Origin of the sequence: Actinomadura chokoriensis, assembly GCF_041463665.1 — a bacterium.
Lineage (GTDB): Bacteria > Actinomycetota > Actinomycetes > Streptosporangiales > Streptosporangiaceae > Spirillospora > Spirillospora chokoriensis_A.
This window is the reverse complement of the sequence record NZ_JAXCEJ010000024.1, coordinates 107,315-123,033: the sequence shown is the minus strand read 5'-3', so window position 1 is coordinate 123,033 and position 15,719 is coordinate 107,315. Positions and strand designations below refer to the sequence as shown.

Genomic DNA, 15,719 nt, shown 5'->3' with positions numbered 1-15,719 from the left:
CGCAGGTCACATCCGACGCACCGGAGGCTCCCGATGGACAACGGCCCGGGTTACACGGCGCTCACCCCGCTCGCGTTCCTCGGCAGGTCGGCGGAGGTGTTCCCCGGCAAGACGGCCTACGTCCACGGGGACCGCCGCGTCGGCTACGCCGAGTTCGCGGCCGAGGCGACCCGGCTCGCCAACGCGCTGAGGGCGTCCGGGATCGAGGCCGGGGACCGCGTCGCCTACCTGGCGCCGAACGTCCCGGAACTGCTCGTCGCCCACTTCGCCGTGCCGTTGGCCGGGGCCGTGCTCGTCGCGGTCAACACGCGGCTCGGGCCCGAGGAGATCCGCTACATCCTCGACCATTCGGGCGCGAAGATGCTGGTCGTGGACGCGGGCCTCCATCCGTCCGTCGCGCCGATAGCGGACGGCCTGCCGCAGGTCGTCACGGTTCCGGCGGCCGGTGTGGACGAGGACCCGTCGGTCGGCGGCATCGGCTACGGCGAGCTGACGGCGCGGGGTTCCGGCGATCCGCTGCCGTGGGAGGTCCCGGACGAGAACGCCGCCATCTCCCTCAACTACACGTCCGGCACCACGGGACGTCCGAAGGGCGTCGTCTACACGCACCGCGGCGCGTACCTGAACGCGCTCGGCGAGGTCGTGCACTCGCGGCACACGTCCGGCAGCGTCTACCTGTGGACGCTGCCGATGTTCCACTGCAACGGCTGGTGCACGCCGTGGGCGCTCGCCGCGATCGGCGGGACGCAGGTGTGCCTGCGCGCGGTCGACGCCGCGGAGATCTGGCGGCTCATCGCCGCCGAGGGCGTCACGCACCTCAACGGCGCACCGACCGTGCTCGTCACGATCGCGAACGCGCCGCAGGCGCATCCGCTGGAGCGTCCGCTGACCGTCACGACGGCGGGCGCCCCGCCGAGCCCGACGATCATCGGGCAGATGGAGCGGCTCGGCGCGAGCATCGTGCACGTGTACGGGCTGACGGAGACCTACGGGCCGTATGCGGTGTGCGAGCCGCAGCCCGGCTGGCCGGAGCTGGCCGCCGGCGACCGCGCCCGGCTGCTGGCCCGGCAGGGCGTCGGGATGATCCAGACCGACGGGCTCCGCGTCGTCGACGACGCCATGGACGACGTGCCCGCCGACGGGGAGACGCTCGGCGAGATCGTCATGCGCGGCAACAACGTGATGAAGGGCTACCACCGGGACGAGGAGGCCACCGCGGAGGCGTTCCGGGGCGGCTGGTTCCACTCCGGCGACCTCGGCGTCCGGTACCCGGACGGCTACGTCGAGCTGCGCGACCGGTCCAAGGACATCATCATCTCCGGCGGGGAGAACATCTCGACGGTCGAGGTCGAGCGGGCCATCGACTCGCACCCGGCCGTCCTGGAGGTCGCCGTCGTCGCGGTGCCGGACGACAAGTGGGGCGAGCGTCCGAAGGCCTTCGTCGTGCTCCGCGACGGGCAGGCCGTCACCGGGGACGAGCTGATCGAGCACGTCCGGACGAGCCTCGCCCGGTACAAGGCGCCCGACTCGGTGGAATTCGTGACCGAGCTGCCGAAGACGTCCACCGGGAAGATCCAGAAGTTCCAGCTCCGGGAGCGGGAGTGGGCCGGGCGGGAGCGCCGCGTCCAGGGCTGAGAAACCCCTGCCGCATCGAGCCTCCCGGCGGCGTGAGGACCGCGGGTTCCGGGGAAGTGTCATCTGGGCGAGGGCCGGGCCGACGGCCGTTCGTCGAGAGGGGAGCGTGATGGCGCCCACCGGGAGGCCGACCGGGAACGTGCTGATCGTGGGGGCGGGCCCGACGGGGCTCCTGCTGGCGGGGGACCTGGCCGCGGCGGGCATCGGCTGCACGGTGCTGGAGCGCCGCGCGCGGGAGACGAGCAACCTGACGCGGGCGTTCGCCGTGCACGCCCGCACCCTGGAGACGCTGGACGCGCGCGGCGTCGCGGGCGAGCTGATCGCGACGGGCGAGCGGGTCGGCGCGCTGCGGCTGCTCGGCTCGGCCGCCCTCGACCTGTCCCGGCTGCCCGGACGCTTCCCGTTCGTCCTCGTCACCCCGCAGTACGAGACCGAACGCGTCCTGAGGGAACGGGCGCTCGCGGCCGGCGCGGACATCGTGCACGGAGCCGAGGTCGTCGCGCTCCGCCAGGACGCGGCGGGCGTGGACGTCGACGTCCGGACCTCCGATGGCGAGACCGTGACGCGCCGCGCGTCCTACGCGGTGGGCGCCGACGGGGTCCGCAGCACCGTCCGGCGTGAGCTCGGCCTGCCGTTCCCCGGCCGGGCGGCGGTGCGGTCGGTGATGCTCGCGGACGTCCGGCTGGACGAGGCGCCCGCCGGCGTCCTGACCGCCGGTGCGGTCGGCGACGCGTTCGCGTTCATCGCCCCGTTCGGCGACGGCTGGTTCCGGGTGATCGCCTGGAACCGGAGGCACCAGGTGCCCGACTCCGAGCCCGTCGACATGGCCGAGCTGCGCGAGGTGACCGCCCGCGCGCTCGGCACCGACCACGGCATGCGCGACCCGCGCTGGACGTCCCGGTTCCACAGTGACGAGCGGCAGGTCCCGAAGTACCGCATGGGACGGGTGTTCCTCGCCGGGGACGCCGCGCACGTCCACTCGCCGGCCGGCGGGCAGGGCATGAACACCGGGATGCAGGACGCGGCCAACCTCGGCTGGAAACTGGCCGCCGAGCTGTGGGGCTGGGCGCCGTCCTGGCTGCTCGACAGCTACCACGAGGAGCGGCATCCGGTCGGGCGGCAGGTCCTGCGGGGGAGCGGGGCGCTGCTGCGGTTCGCGCTCGCCGAGCCGCGCTGGCTGCGCGCGGCGCGCGGCGCCGGGGCGTGGGCCGCGACCCACTGCCGGCCGGTCGCGCGGCGGATGGCGGGGGCCGTCTCCGGCATCGACATCGCCTACCCGGCGCCGCGCGGCTCGCACCGGCTGGCCGGGCGGCGCGCCCCGGACGTCCCGCTGGCGGGCGGCCCCGGCCGGCTGCCCGAGCTGCTCGGCGCCGGGATGTTCGTGCTGGTCGTCGCGGCGAACGACCCGGCCGTGACCTACCTGGCGAGCAAGCGGTGGGCGGGCCGGGTGCACTGCGTGCCGGCCGGCGGCGCGACCCGCACGACCGTGCTGGTGCGCCCGGACGGCTACATCGCGTGGGCCACTGACGAGACCGCGCCGGACCGGCGCGCCGCGCAGATCCGCGACGCCCTGAACCACTGGTGCGGGCAGCCCGCCGACGGGGCCGTCCACGAGCCGCGCCGGATCGGCAGCGTCCGGGGCGACGGCGAGGAACGGAGGAACTGACCATGGCAGACGGCACGGGGGGCCGCAACGTCGCCCGCAAGCTGATCGCCTCGCACCTGGTGAGCGGCGAGACGACGCCCGGCACCGAGATCGGGATCCGCGTCGACCAGACCCTCACCCAGGACGCGACCGGCACGATGGTGATGCTGGAGCTGGAGGCCCTCGACCTGGACCGGGTCCGGACGGACGTGTCCGTCCAGTACGTCGACCACAACCTGCTGCAGGCCGACGAGCGCAACATGGCCGACCACATCTTCCTGCGGTCCGCCGCCCGCCGGTACGGGCTCTGGTACTCCAAGCCCGGCAACGGCGTCTCGCATCCGACGCACATGCAGCGGTTCGGGGTGCCGGGCGCGACGATGGTCGGCTCCGACTCCCACACGTGCGCGGCGGGCTCGCTCGGCATGCTCGCGATCGGCGTCGGCGGGCTGGAGGTCGCGATGGCGATGGCCGGGGAGCCGCTGCACGTGACGATGCCGGAGATCTGGGGCGTCCGGCTGACGGGCGAGCCGCCGCCGTGGGTGAGCGCCAAGGACGTGATCCTGGAGATGCTGCGGAGGCACGGGGTGCGCGGCGGCGTCAACCGGATCATCGAGTACCACGGTCCGGGCCTCGCCTCGCTCACCGCGATGGACCGGCACGTCATCGCCAACATGGGCGCCGAGCTGGGCGCGACGACGACGGTGTTCCCGTCGGACGAGCGGGTCCTGGAGTTCCTGCGCGCCGAGGGGCGCGAGGACGACTTCACCGAGATCGCCGCCGACCCCGGCGCGTCCTACGACGTCACCGAGGAGATCGACCTGTCGGGGCTGGAGCCGCTGATCGCCCGTCCCGGCTCGCCCGGCGACGTGGTGCCGGTGCGGGACGTCGCGGGGGAGGAGGTCCACCAGGTCGTCGTCGGGTCGTCGGCGAACCCCGGGCTGCGCGACTTCGCGTCCGTCGCGGCGATCGTGCGGGGCCGCCAGGTGCATCCGCGGGTGTCGCTGGACGTGAACCCGACGTCCCGGCAGATCCTCGTCGACCTGACCAGGATGGGCGCGACCGCCGACCTCGTGCAGGCCCCGCCACCTCGGGCTGCGGCTCGTCCTGGCCCGCGGGTACGCGCGGATCCACTGGCAGAACCTCGTCAACTTCGGGATCCTGCCCCTCGAGTTCGCCGACGGGGCCGACTACGACCGTGTCGAGCGGGGGGACGTGCTGCGCGTGGAGAACATCCGGGACGCTTTGAAGGCCGGTCACGAGATCGATGTCCGCAACGTCACCAAGGGCGAGACCTACCGGGCGCGGCACCGCCTGTCCGCCCGCCAGCGGGACCTGGTCGCCGCCGGTGGCCAGATCCCCCTCCTCCGCGAACGCCGGGCCCGGTGACGGCGGCGGGATGCGCGCCGCTCAGTACCTGCGCTCCTCGCGGCCGTAGCCGAGTTCCTCGGCGACGTCCGCGATGTTCTCGTACGCGCGTTTCGGCAGCGTGCGCAGCTCGTCCACGGCCTCGTCGGGGGCGCCGTCCTCGGCCGCGTGCCGGATCAGCTCGTTCGGGCGGGCCGGGTACCGGACCCCGCTGAGCATGCGGGCGAGCGCGCTGCGGCCCTCGACGTCCCGCGCGCTCATCCCGGGCGGGGAGCCCTCGCGGTCCCCGACGGCGGGCGCGTTCGGATCCGCGGGGTAGTCGTCGGAGAACGGCTCGGGCTCCTTGAACTCCTCGGCGTGCGTGGAGTGCCCCCCGCTGACCATCCCGTGCGTCTCCCGGGCGATCTCGTCATCGGCCTTCGGGCCGTGCTTGCCGCTCATGTCTGGCATCGTTCGTCCTCCCTGCGCGACTGCCGGGGCCGCGCGATACCGGGGCTGCGTGACCACCGGGGGAGAACGTTCCCGGGCGGCCGGGGCCAAACATACGTGCGATCTCGGGAAACCCGGCCGCGGGCGGACTACGACAGGCGCATCAGCCGCAGGACGCGCCGGACGACCGAGTCGGCCCCGGCCTCGCCCGCCGCCTTCTCTTTCGAAGCGTCCTCCGCCTCCGCGGCCGCGGCGGGCGGCGGCACCGGCGGGCCACCGGCCAGCTCGTAGTTGACCGGCAGCGACCGCAGGCCGCGCATCAGCGGGGACGAGCGCCACGGCAGCTGGTCGGCGGGCAGTGCGAGCCGCAGCGCGGAGAACCGGTCGAACAGCCGCTCCACCGCGATCGTCGTGACGGTGGTGGCGAGGTCGCGGCCGAGGCAGGCGTGCGGCCCCGCGCTCCAGGCCAGGTGGGCGCGGGAGCTGTAGATGGAGTCCGGCGTGGTGGACGCGGTGAACGCCGGGTCCAGGTGCGCGGCGGCGGGCGACACCATGACCGGGTCGCCGGCCGCGATCTGGAACCGGCCGAGGCGGACGTCCGCCTTGGCCCACCGGAACGACAGGTTGGCCATCGGCGGGTTCGCGGCCGACGCCCGGTTGATCGCCTCCTGGATCATCCCGGCGGACAAGCTGTCGCGGGCCCCGGTCTCGCCGATCAGCACCTCGGTGATGGTGTTGCAGATCAGCGTCCCCGTCACGTCGCCGACGAGGCCCGTCAGCATCGCCATCTCCTTGGTCAGCTCGGCGGCGGTCAGGTCCGGGACCGCGGCCAGCATGGCGGACGGCAGGTCCGCGCCGGGGGAGGCCACGCGCGCGGCGCACACGTCGGCGACCCGGGCGATCAGCCGGTCGGAGGCCTCCTTGGCGTCCGGGCCGGCGTCCATCACCCGCCACAGGTCGATGATCAGCTCGTCGTCGGCCTCCCCGCCGGTGCCGAGCAGCCGGCCGATCACCATCAGCGGCAGCGGCCGCGCGTACTGGGCGGACAGGTCGGCCCAGCCGGACGGGCCGCCGTTCTCCGACAGCACGGTGATCAGCTCGTCGGCGTACCGGCGGACGGCCTGCTCCAGCGCCTTCGCCTCCGGCCGGGTGCGGTCCTGGAACGGCCGCAGGCCCTCGCTCCACGCGCTGCGCAGCCGGGTGGAGTCGGCGCCGTCGCGGAAGGCCGAGTTGCCGGACTCCACCACCGGCAGCATGGGCCAGTCCGCTGGGACCGCGCCGTCTCGGTACCGCTGCCAGTTCTCGACCCGCCTGCTCCACACGCCGCGGGTGTCGCGCAGGATGTCGAGCGTCTGCGCGTAGCCGATGACGAGCCATGCCGGGACGCCGAGGACGTCCACCGGCGCCACCGGCCCGTACTCCTCGCGCAGCCTCTCGTAGAAGACGGCGGGGCGGGACTCGTAGTCGCGGTTCAGCAGCGGCTGCACGGCGAGCGCCGCCAGCGGCGGATGCGCGGGGACGGGTTCTGACTGCGGCGTCTGGGGCTCCACATGCACAAACCTTAGGAGAGAACGATCACGTCTGGCGTGGTTTGCGGCTGAATCTCCCGAGATGATCTTTCGGGCGGGGCCGGATGGCCGAGCCCCCCGGCCGTATGTGAGGCTGGGAGGTGCCCCTAAGAGAGCTGGAGGTCCGCATGGCCGACTCGTCAGGAGAACCCGCCGAAGGCGAGGACGACGTGAAGCGCAGGTTCCGGGAGGCCCTGGAACGCAAGCGCGGCGCGGCGGGCAAGAACGCCGGCGCGTCCGGCAGGAGCGGCTCTAAGGTGCGCGGCAAGCACGACCGCGCCGATCACCAGCGCCAGTTCCGCCGCAAGAGCGGCTGACCGCCCGCCTCACCGGGCAGGCCCCCGCGCCCAACGCGCGGGGGTCGGCCCAGCGCCGTTCAGGCGCCGTAGAGCTTCCTGGAGTAGTTGCCTTCGGAGTAGTACTCCTCCAACTGCTCCAGGTTCTCTTCGGTGTACTGGACGTCCTTGACGATCTGGGCCCACGACGGGAGCGCCTCCGGGGTCCACGTCTCGGGCTTCCAGAGCTTCGAGCGCATCAGGGCCTTCGCGCAGTGGAAGAAGATCTGCTCGATCTCCACGATCAGTGCGAGGGCCGGGCGGTGGCCCTTGACGATCATCTCGTCGAAGAACGGCGCGTCCCGCAGGAGCGTGGCACGGCCATTGATCCGCAGGGTCTGGGTTCGTCCCGGGATGAGGAAGATCAGTCCGACGTGCGGGTTGCTCAGCACGTTCAAGAACCCGTCGGCGCGCCGGTTGCCGGGCCGGTCCGGGATCGCGATCGTCGTGTCGTCGATGACGTGCACGAACCCGGGCGGATCGCCCTTGGGGGAGACGTCGCAGTTGCCGTCGCCGTCGCTGGTGGAGATCAGGCAGAACGGGGAGCTGGCGAGCCACCTCCGGTCCCAGGCGTGCAGCGTGACGCGCTCCTTGTCGACCGCCCGGGGCATCGGCGCGCCGAGGAGCTCGCGCAGCTCCTCCGGGGACGTGATCGGGGTGAACTCCGGGGCGAGCGTCATCGCCGCTCCTTCTGCCGGGAAGACGGAAGATCAGCGTAACTCGGCAGTATCCGGGCGTTGTCGGGCGGGTCAGCGGCGCACGGCGTACCGGCGGACGCCGCTCTCCTCGTGGGCGTCCAGGACGCCCCGGTCCGCGAGGACGTCCAGATGCGCCTCGATCTCCAGGACGGCCAGCATCCGGCTGAACGCGTCGAGGTCGCCGAGCCTGCGCATGCGGCGCGTCCACGGCATGGCGGCGGCGACCTCGAACGCCGTGCCGCGGCCCGCGCCGACCTGCGCGGCGGCGGCGTCGAGTCGCTCGGCGTGGTGCTCCAGCAGCTCGCCGATCCGGGTGTGCACGCTCGGCGTCACCGGGCCGTGCGCGGGGAGCAGCAGCGTGTCGGGCATGTCGCGGACCAGCCGCAGCGACTCCAGGTAGCTGCGCAGCGGCTTCGGCTCCGGCTCGGTCTCCAGCCCGATGGACGGCGTGATGTGCGGCAGGATGTGGTCGCCGGCGAACAGCAGCCCGGCGCCCGCGTCCCGCATGACGACGTGGCCGCGCGTGTGGCCGGGCGTGGCGAACACGTCCAGGCCCCGGCCGGTGAGGGCGATGCGCTCCCCGTCGTCCAGCCAGCCGTCCGGCATCGTGTGCGGGACGTCCTGCTCGGAACGGTCCATCGGCATGCCCGCGATCTCGTCGGCGAGCGCGCCTGCGCCGCAGCGGCGCAGCAGCTCGACCTGCCGCGGGTGCAGGCCCCGGCTGACGTCGAACGCCTCGATGGACGTCCGCTCGCCGCGCCCGATCCGCACGCGCGTCCCGAACGACTCGCGCAGCGCGAGCGCCTGCGAGTAGTGGTCCCAGTGCGCGTGGGTGACGAGGAACTGCGCCACGTCGTCCAGCCCGTGGCCGAGCGCGCGCAGGGCCTTCTCCAGCGACGCGCGCGTGTCGGGCATCGCCCAGCCGGAGTCCACGACGATGGGGCCGTCGGCGTCCTCGATGACGTACACGTTGACGGCGTGCAGCGACGGGATCGGCAGCGCCAGCGGGATCCGGTGCACCCCCGGCACCACCGGATGAGCGCCCGGTTCGGTCCAGTCAGTCGGCTGTTCCACGACCGGTGCCGTCACCGCGCGCCCCCTCTGCTGGCCGAATCATCGTCTGATCGAACCTAGCCCATCCCGAACGTCCCCTTTGCTCCCTATTGGGTGTGACGTGCGTCATCGGCTGCGACGCGCGTCGCGGTCGGCGGCGCGGCGGGCCTCGGCGGCGGCCGTGCGAGCCTCGCGCGCCGCCTCCTCCGCACGGGCGCGGTTCTGCTCGGCGCGTTCCGCCCGGCGGGCCGCCGCGTCGCGGTCGGCGACGGCGCGGTCCAGCTCGTGGCGGAGCCGGCCCACCTCGGCGGACGCCTCCTCGGTCTCGCGCCTGGCCTCGTCCGCCCGCTCCGTGCGTTCGGCGAGCTTGCGCTCTGCCTCCTCGGCGCGCCTGCGCAGCGTCTCCGCCCGCCGCTCCCGCGCGGCAGTCGTCCGCGTGACGTTCGCCTTCGGCCGCTCGGGCTTCCTCTTCTCCCCGGGCTCCGGCTTCGGGGGTTCTTCCTCCTCTTCCTCCTCCTCCGGAGGCGCCATTGGGAACCCGGCGGGGACGAAACCGGTGTGGCTGCGCGGCTGCGACAGCCGTCCCTCGCGCACCTCCCCGGCGATCGCCTCGTCCACGGTGGCGGCCTGGAGGGTGTCCTCGACCTCCCGGACGGCCTGCTCGCGCAGCGCGTCGCCCGCCTCGGCCGCGAGGTCGGCGGCGGTGCGCACCAGCGACGCGACCAGGCCGGCGCGGCGCTGCTCCAGGTCGCGGAGCCCGCCGCCGGAGCCCCACGCCGAGCGCAGTTCGGCCCCCACCTCCAGCAGCCGCTCCAGCTCGCCCGCGGCCGAGCGGCTGAGCAGGTTCACCGCCCACGCCGACAGCGTCGGGCGCCGCAACGCGTCGATCCGCTTGGCGAGGGCGGGGTCGCCGCCGTCCCTGGCCTCCCGCGCGAGCCGCTTCCGCGTCGCGACGAACCGTCCGGGCCGGCCGCCGAAGAGCTCATCGGCCGCACTGGAGAAGTCCACGCCCGATCTCTACCCGTTTCCGCGTCTCGGGGATCGGGGTGGACGGAGCCGTGGCCCGAATGCGATACTCGTTTGCGAGTACTCGTGCGCGAGGAGGGTGGAATGGCCAAGCGGCGCAAGGTGAGCAACCTTCTCGGGCTCGCCGTGCTGTCGACGGTCTCCGCCCGGCCGATGCACCCGTACGAGATGGCGGCTCTGATGCGCGCGCGCGGCAAGGAGCGCGATATGGACATCAAGTGGGGCTCGCTCTACACCGTCGTCGGCAACCTGGAGAAGCACGGGTTCCTGGCCGTCGAGGGAAGCGCCCGCGAAGGGGCTCGCCCCGAGCGGACCGTCTACCGCATCACCGACGCGGGGATGGACGAGCTCGCCGACTGGGTCCGCGAGCTGATCGCGGTGCCCGAGCGGGAGGTGCCGCGGTTCGAGGCCGGGCTGTCCGTCCTCGGCGCCCTCGGCCCGGACGAGGTCGCCGAACTGCTGCGCGGGCGGCTCGAGGTGATGGAGCGGCGGATCGCGGGCGACGAGGCGGCGCTGGCGGCCGAGACCGAGGTCCCGCGCCTCTTCCTGATCGAGGAGGAGTACGACCTCGCGATCAGGCGCGCGGAGGCCGCGTGGGTGCGCGGCTTCCTCACCGAGATCGAGGACGGCTCGCTGCCGGGTCTCGACATGTGGCGCGCGTTCCACGAGACCGGGCGGCTCCCGCCCGAGATCGCCGAGATGGCGGAGAGGGGAGCCCCCGAGGACTGAGCCGACGAGAAGGCCCGGCGGAGGTGCGCCAACACCACCGCCGGGCCGGAGAACCCACCACCGAGAACTCGCGCGGAGCGGGCCCTGGCGGCGAGCACGCAACCCCAGCCTATCCGGGACCCCTCCGTCGAGCATGTTGCGCTGCAACGGAGGAGACCATGGCGCACGCCATCGAGGCCGAGGGCCTCGTGAAGAACTATCCCGGCGACGTCCGGGCCCTGGACGGCCTGTCCATCACGGTCGCGGAAGGCGAGATCCTCGGGCTGCTCGGCCCCAACGGAGCGGGCAAGTCCACCACCGTCAAGATCCTCACCACGCTGATCCGGCCGGACGCGGGCACCGCCGCCGTCGCGGGGCACGACGTGCTGCGCCGGCCCGACCGGGTCCGCCGCGTCATCGGCGTCGTGTCGCAGAAGTCCGGCGCCGACCCGGAGGCGAGCGGCCTCGGCAACCTGATCCTTCAGGGCCGCCTGTACGGGCTGTCCGGGACGCGGGCGCGCCGCCGGGCCGGTGAACTGCTCGCCCGGTTCGGGCTGGAGGACGCGGCGGGCCGTCCCGTGAAGACCTACTCCGGCGGGATGCTGCGGCGCCTCGACGTCGCCCTCGGTCTCGTCCACCGGCCGCGGGTCCTGTTCCTCGACGAGCCCACCACCGGGCTCGACCCCGAGGCCCGCGCCTCGATGTGGGCCGAGATCGCCCGGCTCGCCGGCGACGACGCCCTCGCGATCCTGCTCACCACCCACTACCTGGACGAGGCCGACCGGCTCGCGCGGCGGCTGGCGATCGTCGACCGGGGACGCGTCGTCGTGGCGGGCACGCCCGACGCGCTCAAGGGCGAACTGCGCGGCGACGCCGTGCACGTCGAATGGCCGCAGGCGCCGCCGGAGCCGCTCGTGCGGGAGGCGCTCGGCCGGCTGCCCGGCGTCCGCGAGATCGTCCTGGACGGGCCGCGGCTCAGCGCGCGGACCGGCGACGGCGCCTCCGCCGTGCCGGCCGTCCTCGCCGCCCTCGACCAGGCGGGCGTCCCGGCCGCCGCGGCGACCGTCGCGCGGCCGTCCCTGGACGACGTCTACCTCCGCTACGCCGGACGCCGCCTCGCCGGCGCCGAGCCCGCCACCGCCGGAGGCGCCCGATGACCGCTCCGACGACCGCTTCGGAAGCCGCTTCGACGACCGCTCCGGAGACCGCGCCGATGACCGCCCTTGTGACCGGAACCTGGTGGATGACGCACCGGCGGCTGGCGGCGCTGCTGCGCAACCCCGCCGTCCTCGCCATGACACTGATGCAGCCGATGATCTGGCTGTTCCTGTTCGGCGAGCTGTTCGGGAAGGTCGCCGAACTCCCCGGCTTCGGCGGCCGGTCCTACCTCGACTACATCGTCCCCGGGGTCGTGATCATGAACGCGGTGTCGCTGAACTCGTTCGCCGGGATGGCGACCATGGACGAGATCGAGCGCGGCACCCTCGACCGCTTCCTCGTCACCCCGGTGCGCCGCAGCGCGCTGGTGAACGCGGGCGTCATCGAGCAGGCCCTGAGCACGGCGTTCCAGTCCCTCGTGATCATCCTGCTGGGCCTGGCGGCCGGCGCGGACTACCCCGGCGGCCTCACCGGCCTCGCGGTCCTCGTCGCGGCCGCGGTGCTGATCGGCGTCGTCCTCGCCGCCCTGTCGAACACGCTCGCGCTGCTCGTCCGGGACCGCAACACCATCATCGGCCTGAATGTGATGCTGCTGCTGCCGCTCACCTTCCTGTCGTCGGCGTTCATGGCCAAGGACCTGATGCCGTCCTGGATCCGGCACGTGGCCACCGCCAACCCGGTGAGCTGGGCACTCGACAGCGCCCGCGCGGCACTGTCCGACGACCCCGACTGGGGTTCGGCCGCCGCGCACGGCTCTCCGCTCCTGGCCCTGACCATGGTCACGGTGGCCCTGGCGACCCACTCCGTCAGGAGCTACCAGAAGTCCCGGTGACCGGACCGCCCCGGTGACGAGCCGCCCGCCGGCCCGGCCGCCCGCCGCGCGGCCGGGTCAGCGGGTGTCCAGGAACCGGTCGAGGACCCGGGTGCCGAACGCCAGGCCCTCCAGCGGGACGCGCTCGTCCACACCGTGGAACATGCCGAAGTAGTCGAGGTCCGGCCCGAGCAGGAGGGGGGCGAAGCCGAAGCTCGTGATGCCGATCCGGTGGAACGACTTCGCGTCCGTGCCGCCCGCCATCACGTACGGGACGGGACGGGCGACCGGGTCCTCGGCGCGGAGTGCGCCGGCGAGCGCGGCGAACGTCGGGCCCGCCGGGTCCGCGGCGGGCGCCTCCTCGTAGTTGATGAACTCGCGGGTGACCTTCGGGCCGAGCAGCCGGTCGATCGTGGCGAGGAACTCCTCGCCGGCGCCCGGCAGGTAGCGGCCGTCGACCTGCGCCGTCGCCGTCCCGGGCACGACGTTGACCTTGTATCCGGCGTCCAGCCGGGTCGGGTTGACCGAGTTGCGGATCGTCCCGGCGAACAGATGGCCGGCGCGGCCGAGCCGCGCGGCCTCCTCGTCGAGGCGGTCGTGGTCGATGACGGTGCCGAGCGCGTCCGCGAGCCCGTCCAGCAGGGCGCGCACGCCCGGTGTCAGGCGGACGGGCCACTCGTGGGCGGCCAGCCGCGACACGGCGTGCGCGATCTCGGCGACCGCGTTGTCGGGCGCCGGCTTGGACCCGTGCCCGGCCGTGCCGCGCGCCGTCAGCTTCATCCAGGTGGTGCCGCGCTCGCCCGTCGCGATCGGGTAGATCCGCGTCCCGCCCGCGTCCACGCTGAACCCGCCCGATTCGCTGATCGCCTCCGTGCACCCCTCGAAGACCTCCCGGTGCTCGCGCGCCACGTACCGGGACCCGTACTCGCCGGTGCACTCCTCGTCGGCGAGGAACGCCAGGACGAGGTCGCCGCGCGTGCGCCGCCCCTCGCGCAGCCGCCGCCGCACGACCGCGAGGGTCATCGCGAGGCTGCCCTTCATGTCGACCGCGCCGCGCCCCCACACGCAGCCGTCGCGCACCTCGCCGGAGAACGGCGGGACCGTCCAGTCGGCCGCGTCGGCCGGCACCACGTCGAGGTGCCCGTGGACCAGGAAGGCGGGATGGGAGGAGTCGGTGCCGGCGATCCGCGCCAGCACGCTCGCACGTCCGGGCGCCGACTCCACGATCTCCGCCTCGGCCCCGGCCTCGTCCAGCAGCCCGGCGACGTACTCCGCCGCCGGCCGCTCGGGACGCGCCACTCCCTCGCCCCGGTTGGTGGTGTCGAACCGGATCAGATCAGCGCAGATCCCGCCGGCCTCGCCGCCCGCCCCGCCGTCCATCCGACCCCCGTTCCCGCACACCCCCGTCCACGCGATCCCCCGTCCACGCGATGAGGAATCATTCTCCCCGGGCACCGAACCGTGTCAATGGGCGGTGACTTTTTGGTGCCGTGCGTCGTGGCGGCGGGCTCGCGGCGGACGGGCTGCTGCATGATCACGAACGTCTCGATCCGGTTTCGACTCCGTCAGCGCAGTGTTCAAACGCTCACCACCGGTACGACGCTGCGAGCAATCTAGGTGCGGCGGGCGGCCAAGCGTCCGCGGCGCGACGGCGCTACACGGCCGAGGAGGAGCATGACCAGCCAGTGGGGTGCGCGGTGGAAGGTCGCGGGGGTCGTCGCGGTGGCGCTCGCCGCGTCGGCGGGACTGTCGGGCTGCGGCGGCGATGAGGCGAAGGCGGGCGACGGGACGTTCACCGTCGGGCACTCCGAGCCCGACCACCTGGTGCCCGCCAACACGACCAGCAGCTACTCCTTCGACGTGATCACCGAGTTGTTCGACAACCTGATGACGCTCACCGAGGACGGGAAGGCCGTGCCGCTGGCCGCCGCGTCCGTCACCTCGGACGACCAGACGGTCTGGACGATCAAGATCAGGCCGGGGCAGAAGTTCCACAACGGGGAGCCGGTGACCGCGCAGAGCTTCGCGGACGCGTGGAACAACGCGGCGTACGGGCCGAACGCCATGGGCGCCAACGACTACTTCTCGTCCATCAAGGGGTACGCGGACCTGAACCCCGAGGACGAGGACGCCAAGCCGAAGGCGAAGACGCTGTCGGGGGTCGAGGTGACCGGCGCGGACTCGCTGAAGGTCACGCTCGACGCGCCGTTCAGCCAGTTCCCGCTGCTGCTGACGTATCCGGCGTTCGCGCCGATGCCCGCGGCGGGCCTGAAGGACCAGAAGGCGTTCGACGAGCACCCGATCGGCAACGGCCCGTACGAGATGGACGGGAACTGGGAGCGCAACAAGCAGATCAAGCTCGTCGCCGCCCCGGGGTACACGGGCCCGCGCAAGCCGAAGAACAAGGGCGTGACCTGGAAGAGCTACTCCAACGCCGACACCGCCTACACCGACCTGCGGGCCGGCCGGATCGACGTCCTGCAGACCATCCCGTCCGCCAAGGTCCCCGAGGCCAAGCGGCTGCTCGGCGACCGGTTCATGACCCGCACGATGAGCACGACCGACTACCTCGGCTTCCCCGTGTTCGACAAGCGGTTCGACAACCCGGACCTGCGCAAGGCCATCTCGATGGTCATCGACCGCCAGGGCATCAACAAGGCGGTCTACAACGGCGACTACTTCCCCGCGGACTCGCTCCTCCCGTCCATCATCCCCGGGCACCGCGACAACGCGTGCGGCGAGCTGTGCACCTATGACCCGGCGAAGGCCAAGCAGCTGTTCGACAAGGCCGGCGGGTTCAAGGGGACGTTGGAGTTGTACTTCTCCAACGCGCAGCCGACCTTCGCGCAGTGGATGCGCATCGTCGCGAACTCCCTGCGCGACAACCTCGGCATCACCGACATCCAGTTCCGGCAGGTTCCGGCGTCCGACTACTTCAGCATGCTGCGGGAGCGCAAGGAGAAGGGCCCGTACCGGCAGAACTGGGAGGCCGACTTCCCGAGCCCGCAGAACTACCTGGAGAACATGTGGGGCTCGGTCGGCAACCGCATGGGCTGGACGAGCAAGAAGTTCGACGACCTCATCGCCCAGGCCAACCGGACGGCCGACCAGCAGCAGGCCCTCGCGCTGTACAACCAGGCCGAGGACATCGCCATACAGGAGATGCCGATGATCCCGCTCTGGACGTGGGCGGGCCAGGGCGGCCGCTCGAAGAACGTCGACCACGTCACGATCACCCCGTACTCGACGGGTCTGGTCGCCACCGAAGTGACGGTGAAGTAGCCG

General features: G+C 73.1%; 13 protein-coding genes and 1 pseudogene. 8 read left to right on the top strand and 6 right to left on the bottom strand.

The genetic code is table 11. The annotated features are described in order from the left end of the window. The first annotated feature begins 33 nt into the window (after window positions 1-33). The 3 genes from SM418_RS30260 (at window position 34) to SM418_RS38000 (ending at window position 4,863) form a co-directional block, all read left to right on the top strand. Window positions 34-1,635, top strand: coding sequence for an acyl--CoA ligase family protein (locus SM418_RS30260; protein ID WP_371944455.1), 1,602 nt, complete (start codon window positions 34-36; stop codon window positions 1,633-1,635). Window positions 1,636-1,744: 109 nt separating this feature from the next. Continuing rightward, complete coding sequence (locus tag SM418_RS30255; protein ID WP_371944454.1) at window positions 1,745-3,301, top strand: FAD-dependent monooxygenase; 1,557 nt, start codon at window positions 1,745-1,747, stop codon at window positions 3,299-3,301. A gap of 2 nt (window positions 3,302-3,303) precedes the next feature. Beyond that, window positions 3,304-4,863: an aconitase family protein gene (locus SM418_RS38000; RefSeq protein ID WP_443098409.1), complete on the top strand. Its 1,560-nt coding sequence runs from the start codon at window positions 3,304-3,306 to the stop codon at window positions 4,861-4,863. Here the strand turns inward: SM418_RS38000 and SM418_RS37995 are convergent. Beyond that, window positions 4,790-5,032: pseudogene (locus SM418_RS37995) on the bottom strand (DUF2795 domain-containing protein); the annotation flags it as partial. The gene SM418_RS38000 and the pseudogene SM418_RS37995 overlap by 74 nt on opposite strands. 194 nt (window positions 5,033-5,226) lie before the next feature. Beyond that, on the bottom strand, window positions 5,227-6,627 hold the full coding sequence (locus tag SM418_RS30235) for a cytochrome P450 (protein ID WP_371944452.1): 1,401 nt from the start codon (window positions 6,625-6,627) through the stop codon (window positions 5,227-5,229). Window positions 6,628-6,773: 146 nt separating this feature from the next. On the opposite strand from SM418_RS30235, the gene SM418_RS30230 reads away from it, so the two are divergent. Next, window positions 6,774-6,962, top strand: a complete 189-nt coding sequence (locus SM418_RS30230; protein ID WP_371944451.1) for a DUF5302 domain-containing protein — start codon at window positions 6,774-6,776, stop codon at window positions 6,960-6,962. A 59-nt stretch (window positions 6,963-7,021) separates the two neighbouring features. Here SM418_RS30230 and SM418_RS30225 read toward each other — a convergent pair whose 3' ends face one another. From SM418_RS30225 to SM418_RS30215, 3 genes are all read right to left on the bottom strand, one after another. After that, window positions 7,022-7,660: a pyridoxamine 5'-phosphate oxidase family protein gene (locus tag SM418_RS30225; RefSeq protein ID WP_371944450.1), complete on the bottom strand. Its 639-nt coding sequence runs from the start codon at window positions 7,658-7,660 to the stop codon at window positions 7,022-7,024. A 69-nt stretch (window positions 7,661-7,729) separates the two neighbouring features. Beyond that, a complete protein-coding gene (locus SM418_RS30220) occupies window positions 7,730-8,752 on the bottom strand; it encodes an MBL fold metallo-hydrolase (RefSeq protein ID WP_371944449.1) in 1,023 nt (340 codons plus the stop codon). A 105-nt stretch (window positions 8,753-8,857) separates the two neighbouring features. Continuing rightward, on the bottom strand, window positions 8,858-9,739 hold the full coding sequence (locus SM418_RS30215) for a hypothetical protein (RefSeq protein WP_371944448.1): 882 nt from the start codon (window positions 9,737-9,739) through the stop codon (window positions 8,858-8,860). A 102-nt stretch (window positions 9,740-9,841) separates the two neighbouring features. Here SM418_RS30215 and SM418_RS30210 point away from each other — a divergent pair, with 102 nt between their 5' ends. From SM418_RS30210 to SM418_RS30200, 3 genes are all read left to right on the top strand, one after another. Beyond that, entirely contained in the window at window positions 9,842-10,486 is a 645-nt protein-coding gene (locus tag SM418_RS30210; protein ID WP_371944447.1) for a PadR family transcriptional regulator, read from the top strand. A 158-nt stretch (window positions 10,487-10,644) separates the two neighbouring features. Next, window positions 10,645-11,622: an ATP-binding cassette domain-containing protein gene (locus tag SM418_RS30205; RefSeq protein WP_371944446.1), complete on the top strand. Its 978-nt coding sequence runs from the start codon at window positions 10,645-10,647 to the stop codon at window positions 11,620-11,622. Between the two features lie 56 nt (window positions 11,623-11,678). Beyond that, entirely contained in the window at window positions 11,679-12,455 is a 777-nt protein-coding gene (locus tag SM418_RS30200) for an ABC transporter permease (protein ID WP_371944445.1), read from the top strand. Window positions 12,456-12,512: 57 nt separating this feature from the next. On the opposite strand, the gene SM418_RS30195 is transcribed toward SM418_RS30200, so the two are convergent. Then, window positions 12,513-13,814 (bottom strand): M20/M25/M40 family metallo-hydrolase, encoded by a 1,302-nt coding sequence (locus SM418_RS30195; protein ID WP_371944444.1) that lies wholly within the window; start codon window positions 13,812-13,814, stop codon window positions 12,513-12,515. Window positions 13,815-14,108: 294 nt separating this feature from the next. On the opposite strand from SM418_RS30195, the gene SM418_RS30190 reads away from it, so the two are divergent. Next, entirely contained in the window at window positions 14,109-15,716 is a 1,608-nt protein-coding gene (locus SM418_RS30190; RefSeq protein WP_371944443.1) for a peptide ABC transporter substrate-binding protein, read from the top strand. Window positions 15,717-15,719: the final 3 nt, after the last annotated feature.

Bases quoted from the DNA above. Each gene is read 5' to 3' on its own strand.
- SM418_RS30200 (WP_371944445.1), top strand. From the start codon at position 11,679: ATGACCGCCCTTGTGACCGGAACCTGGTGGATGACGCACCGGCGGCTG.
- SM418_RS30225 (WP_371944450.1), bottom strand. From the start codon at position 7,660: ATGACGCTCGCCCCGGAGTTCACCCCGATCACGTCCCCGGAGGAGCTG.
- SM418_RS30205 (WP_371944446.1), top strand. From the start codon at position 10,645: ATGGCGCACGCCATCGAGGCCGAGGGCCTCGTGAAGAACTATCCCGGC.
- SM418_RS30230 (WP_371944451.1), top strand. From the start codon at position 6,774: ATGGCCGACTCGTCAGGAGAACCCGCCGAAGGCGAGGACGACGTGAAG.
- SM418_RS30260 (WP_371944455.1), top strand. From the start codon at position 34: ATGGACAACGGCCCGGGTTACACGGCGCTCACCCCGCTCGCGTTCCTC.
- SM418_RS30255 (WP_371944454.1), top strand. From the start codon at position 1,745: ATGGCGCCCACCGGGAGGCCGACCGGGAACGTGCTGATCGTGGGGGCG.
- SM418_RS30210 (WP_371944447.1), top strand. From the start codon at position 9,842: ATGGCCAAGCGGCGCAAGGTGAGCAACCTTCTCGGGCTCGCCGTGCTG.
- SM418_RS30195 (WP_371944444.1), bottom strand. From the start codon at position 13,814: ATGGACGGCGGGGCGGGCGGCGAGGCCGGCGGGATCTGCGCTGATCTG.
- SM418_RS30190 (WP_371944443.1), top strand. From the start codon at position 14,109: ATGACCAGCCAGTGGGGTGCGCGGTGGAAGGTCGCGGGGGTCGTCGCG.
- SM418_RS38000 (WP_443098409.1), top strand. From the start codon at position 3,304: ATGGCAGACGGCACGGGGGGCCGCAACGTCGCCCGCAAGCTGATCGCC.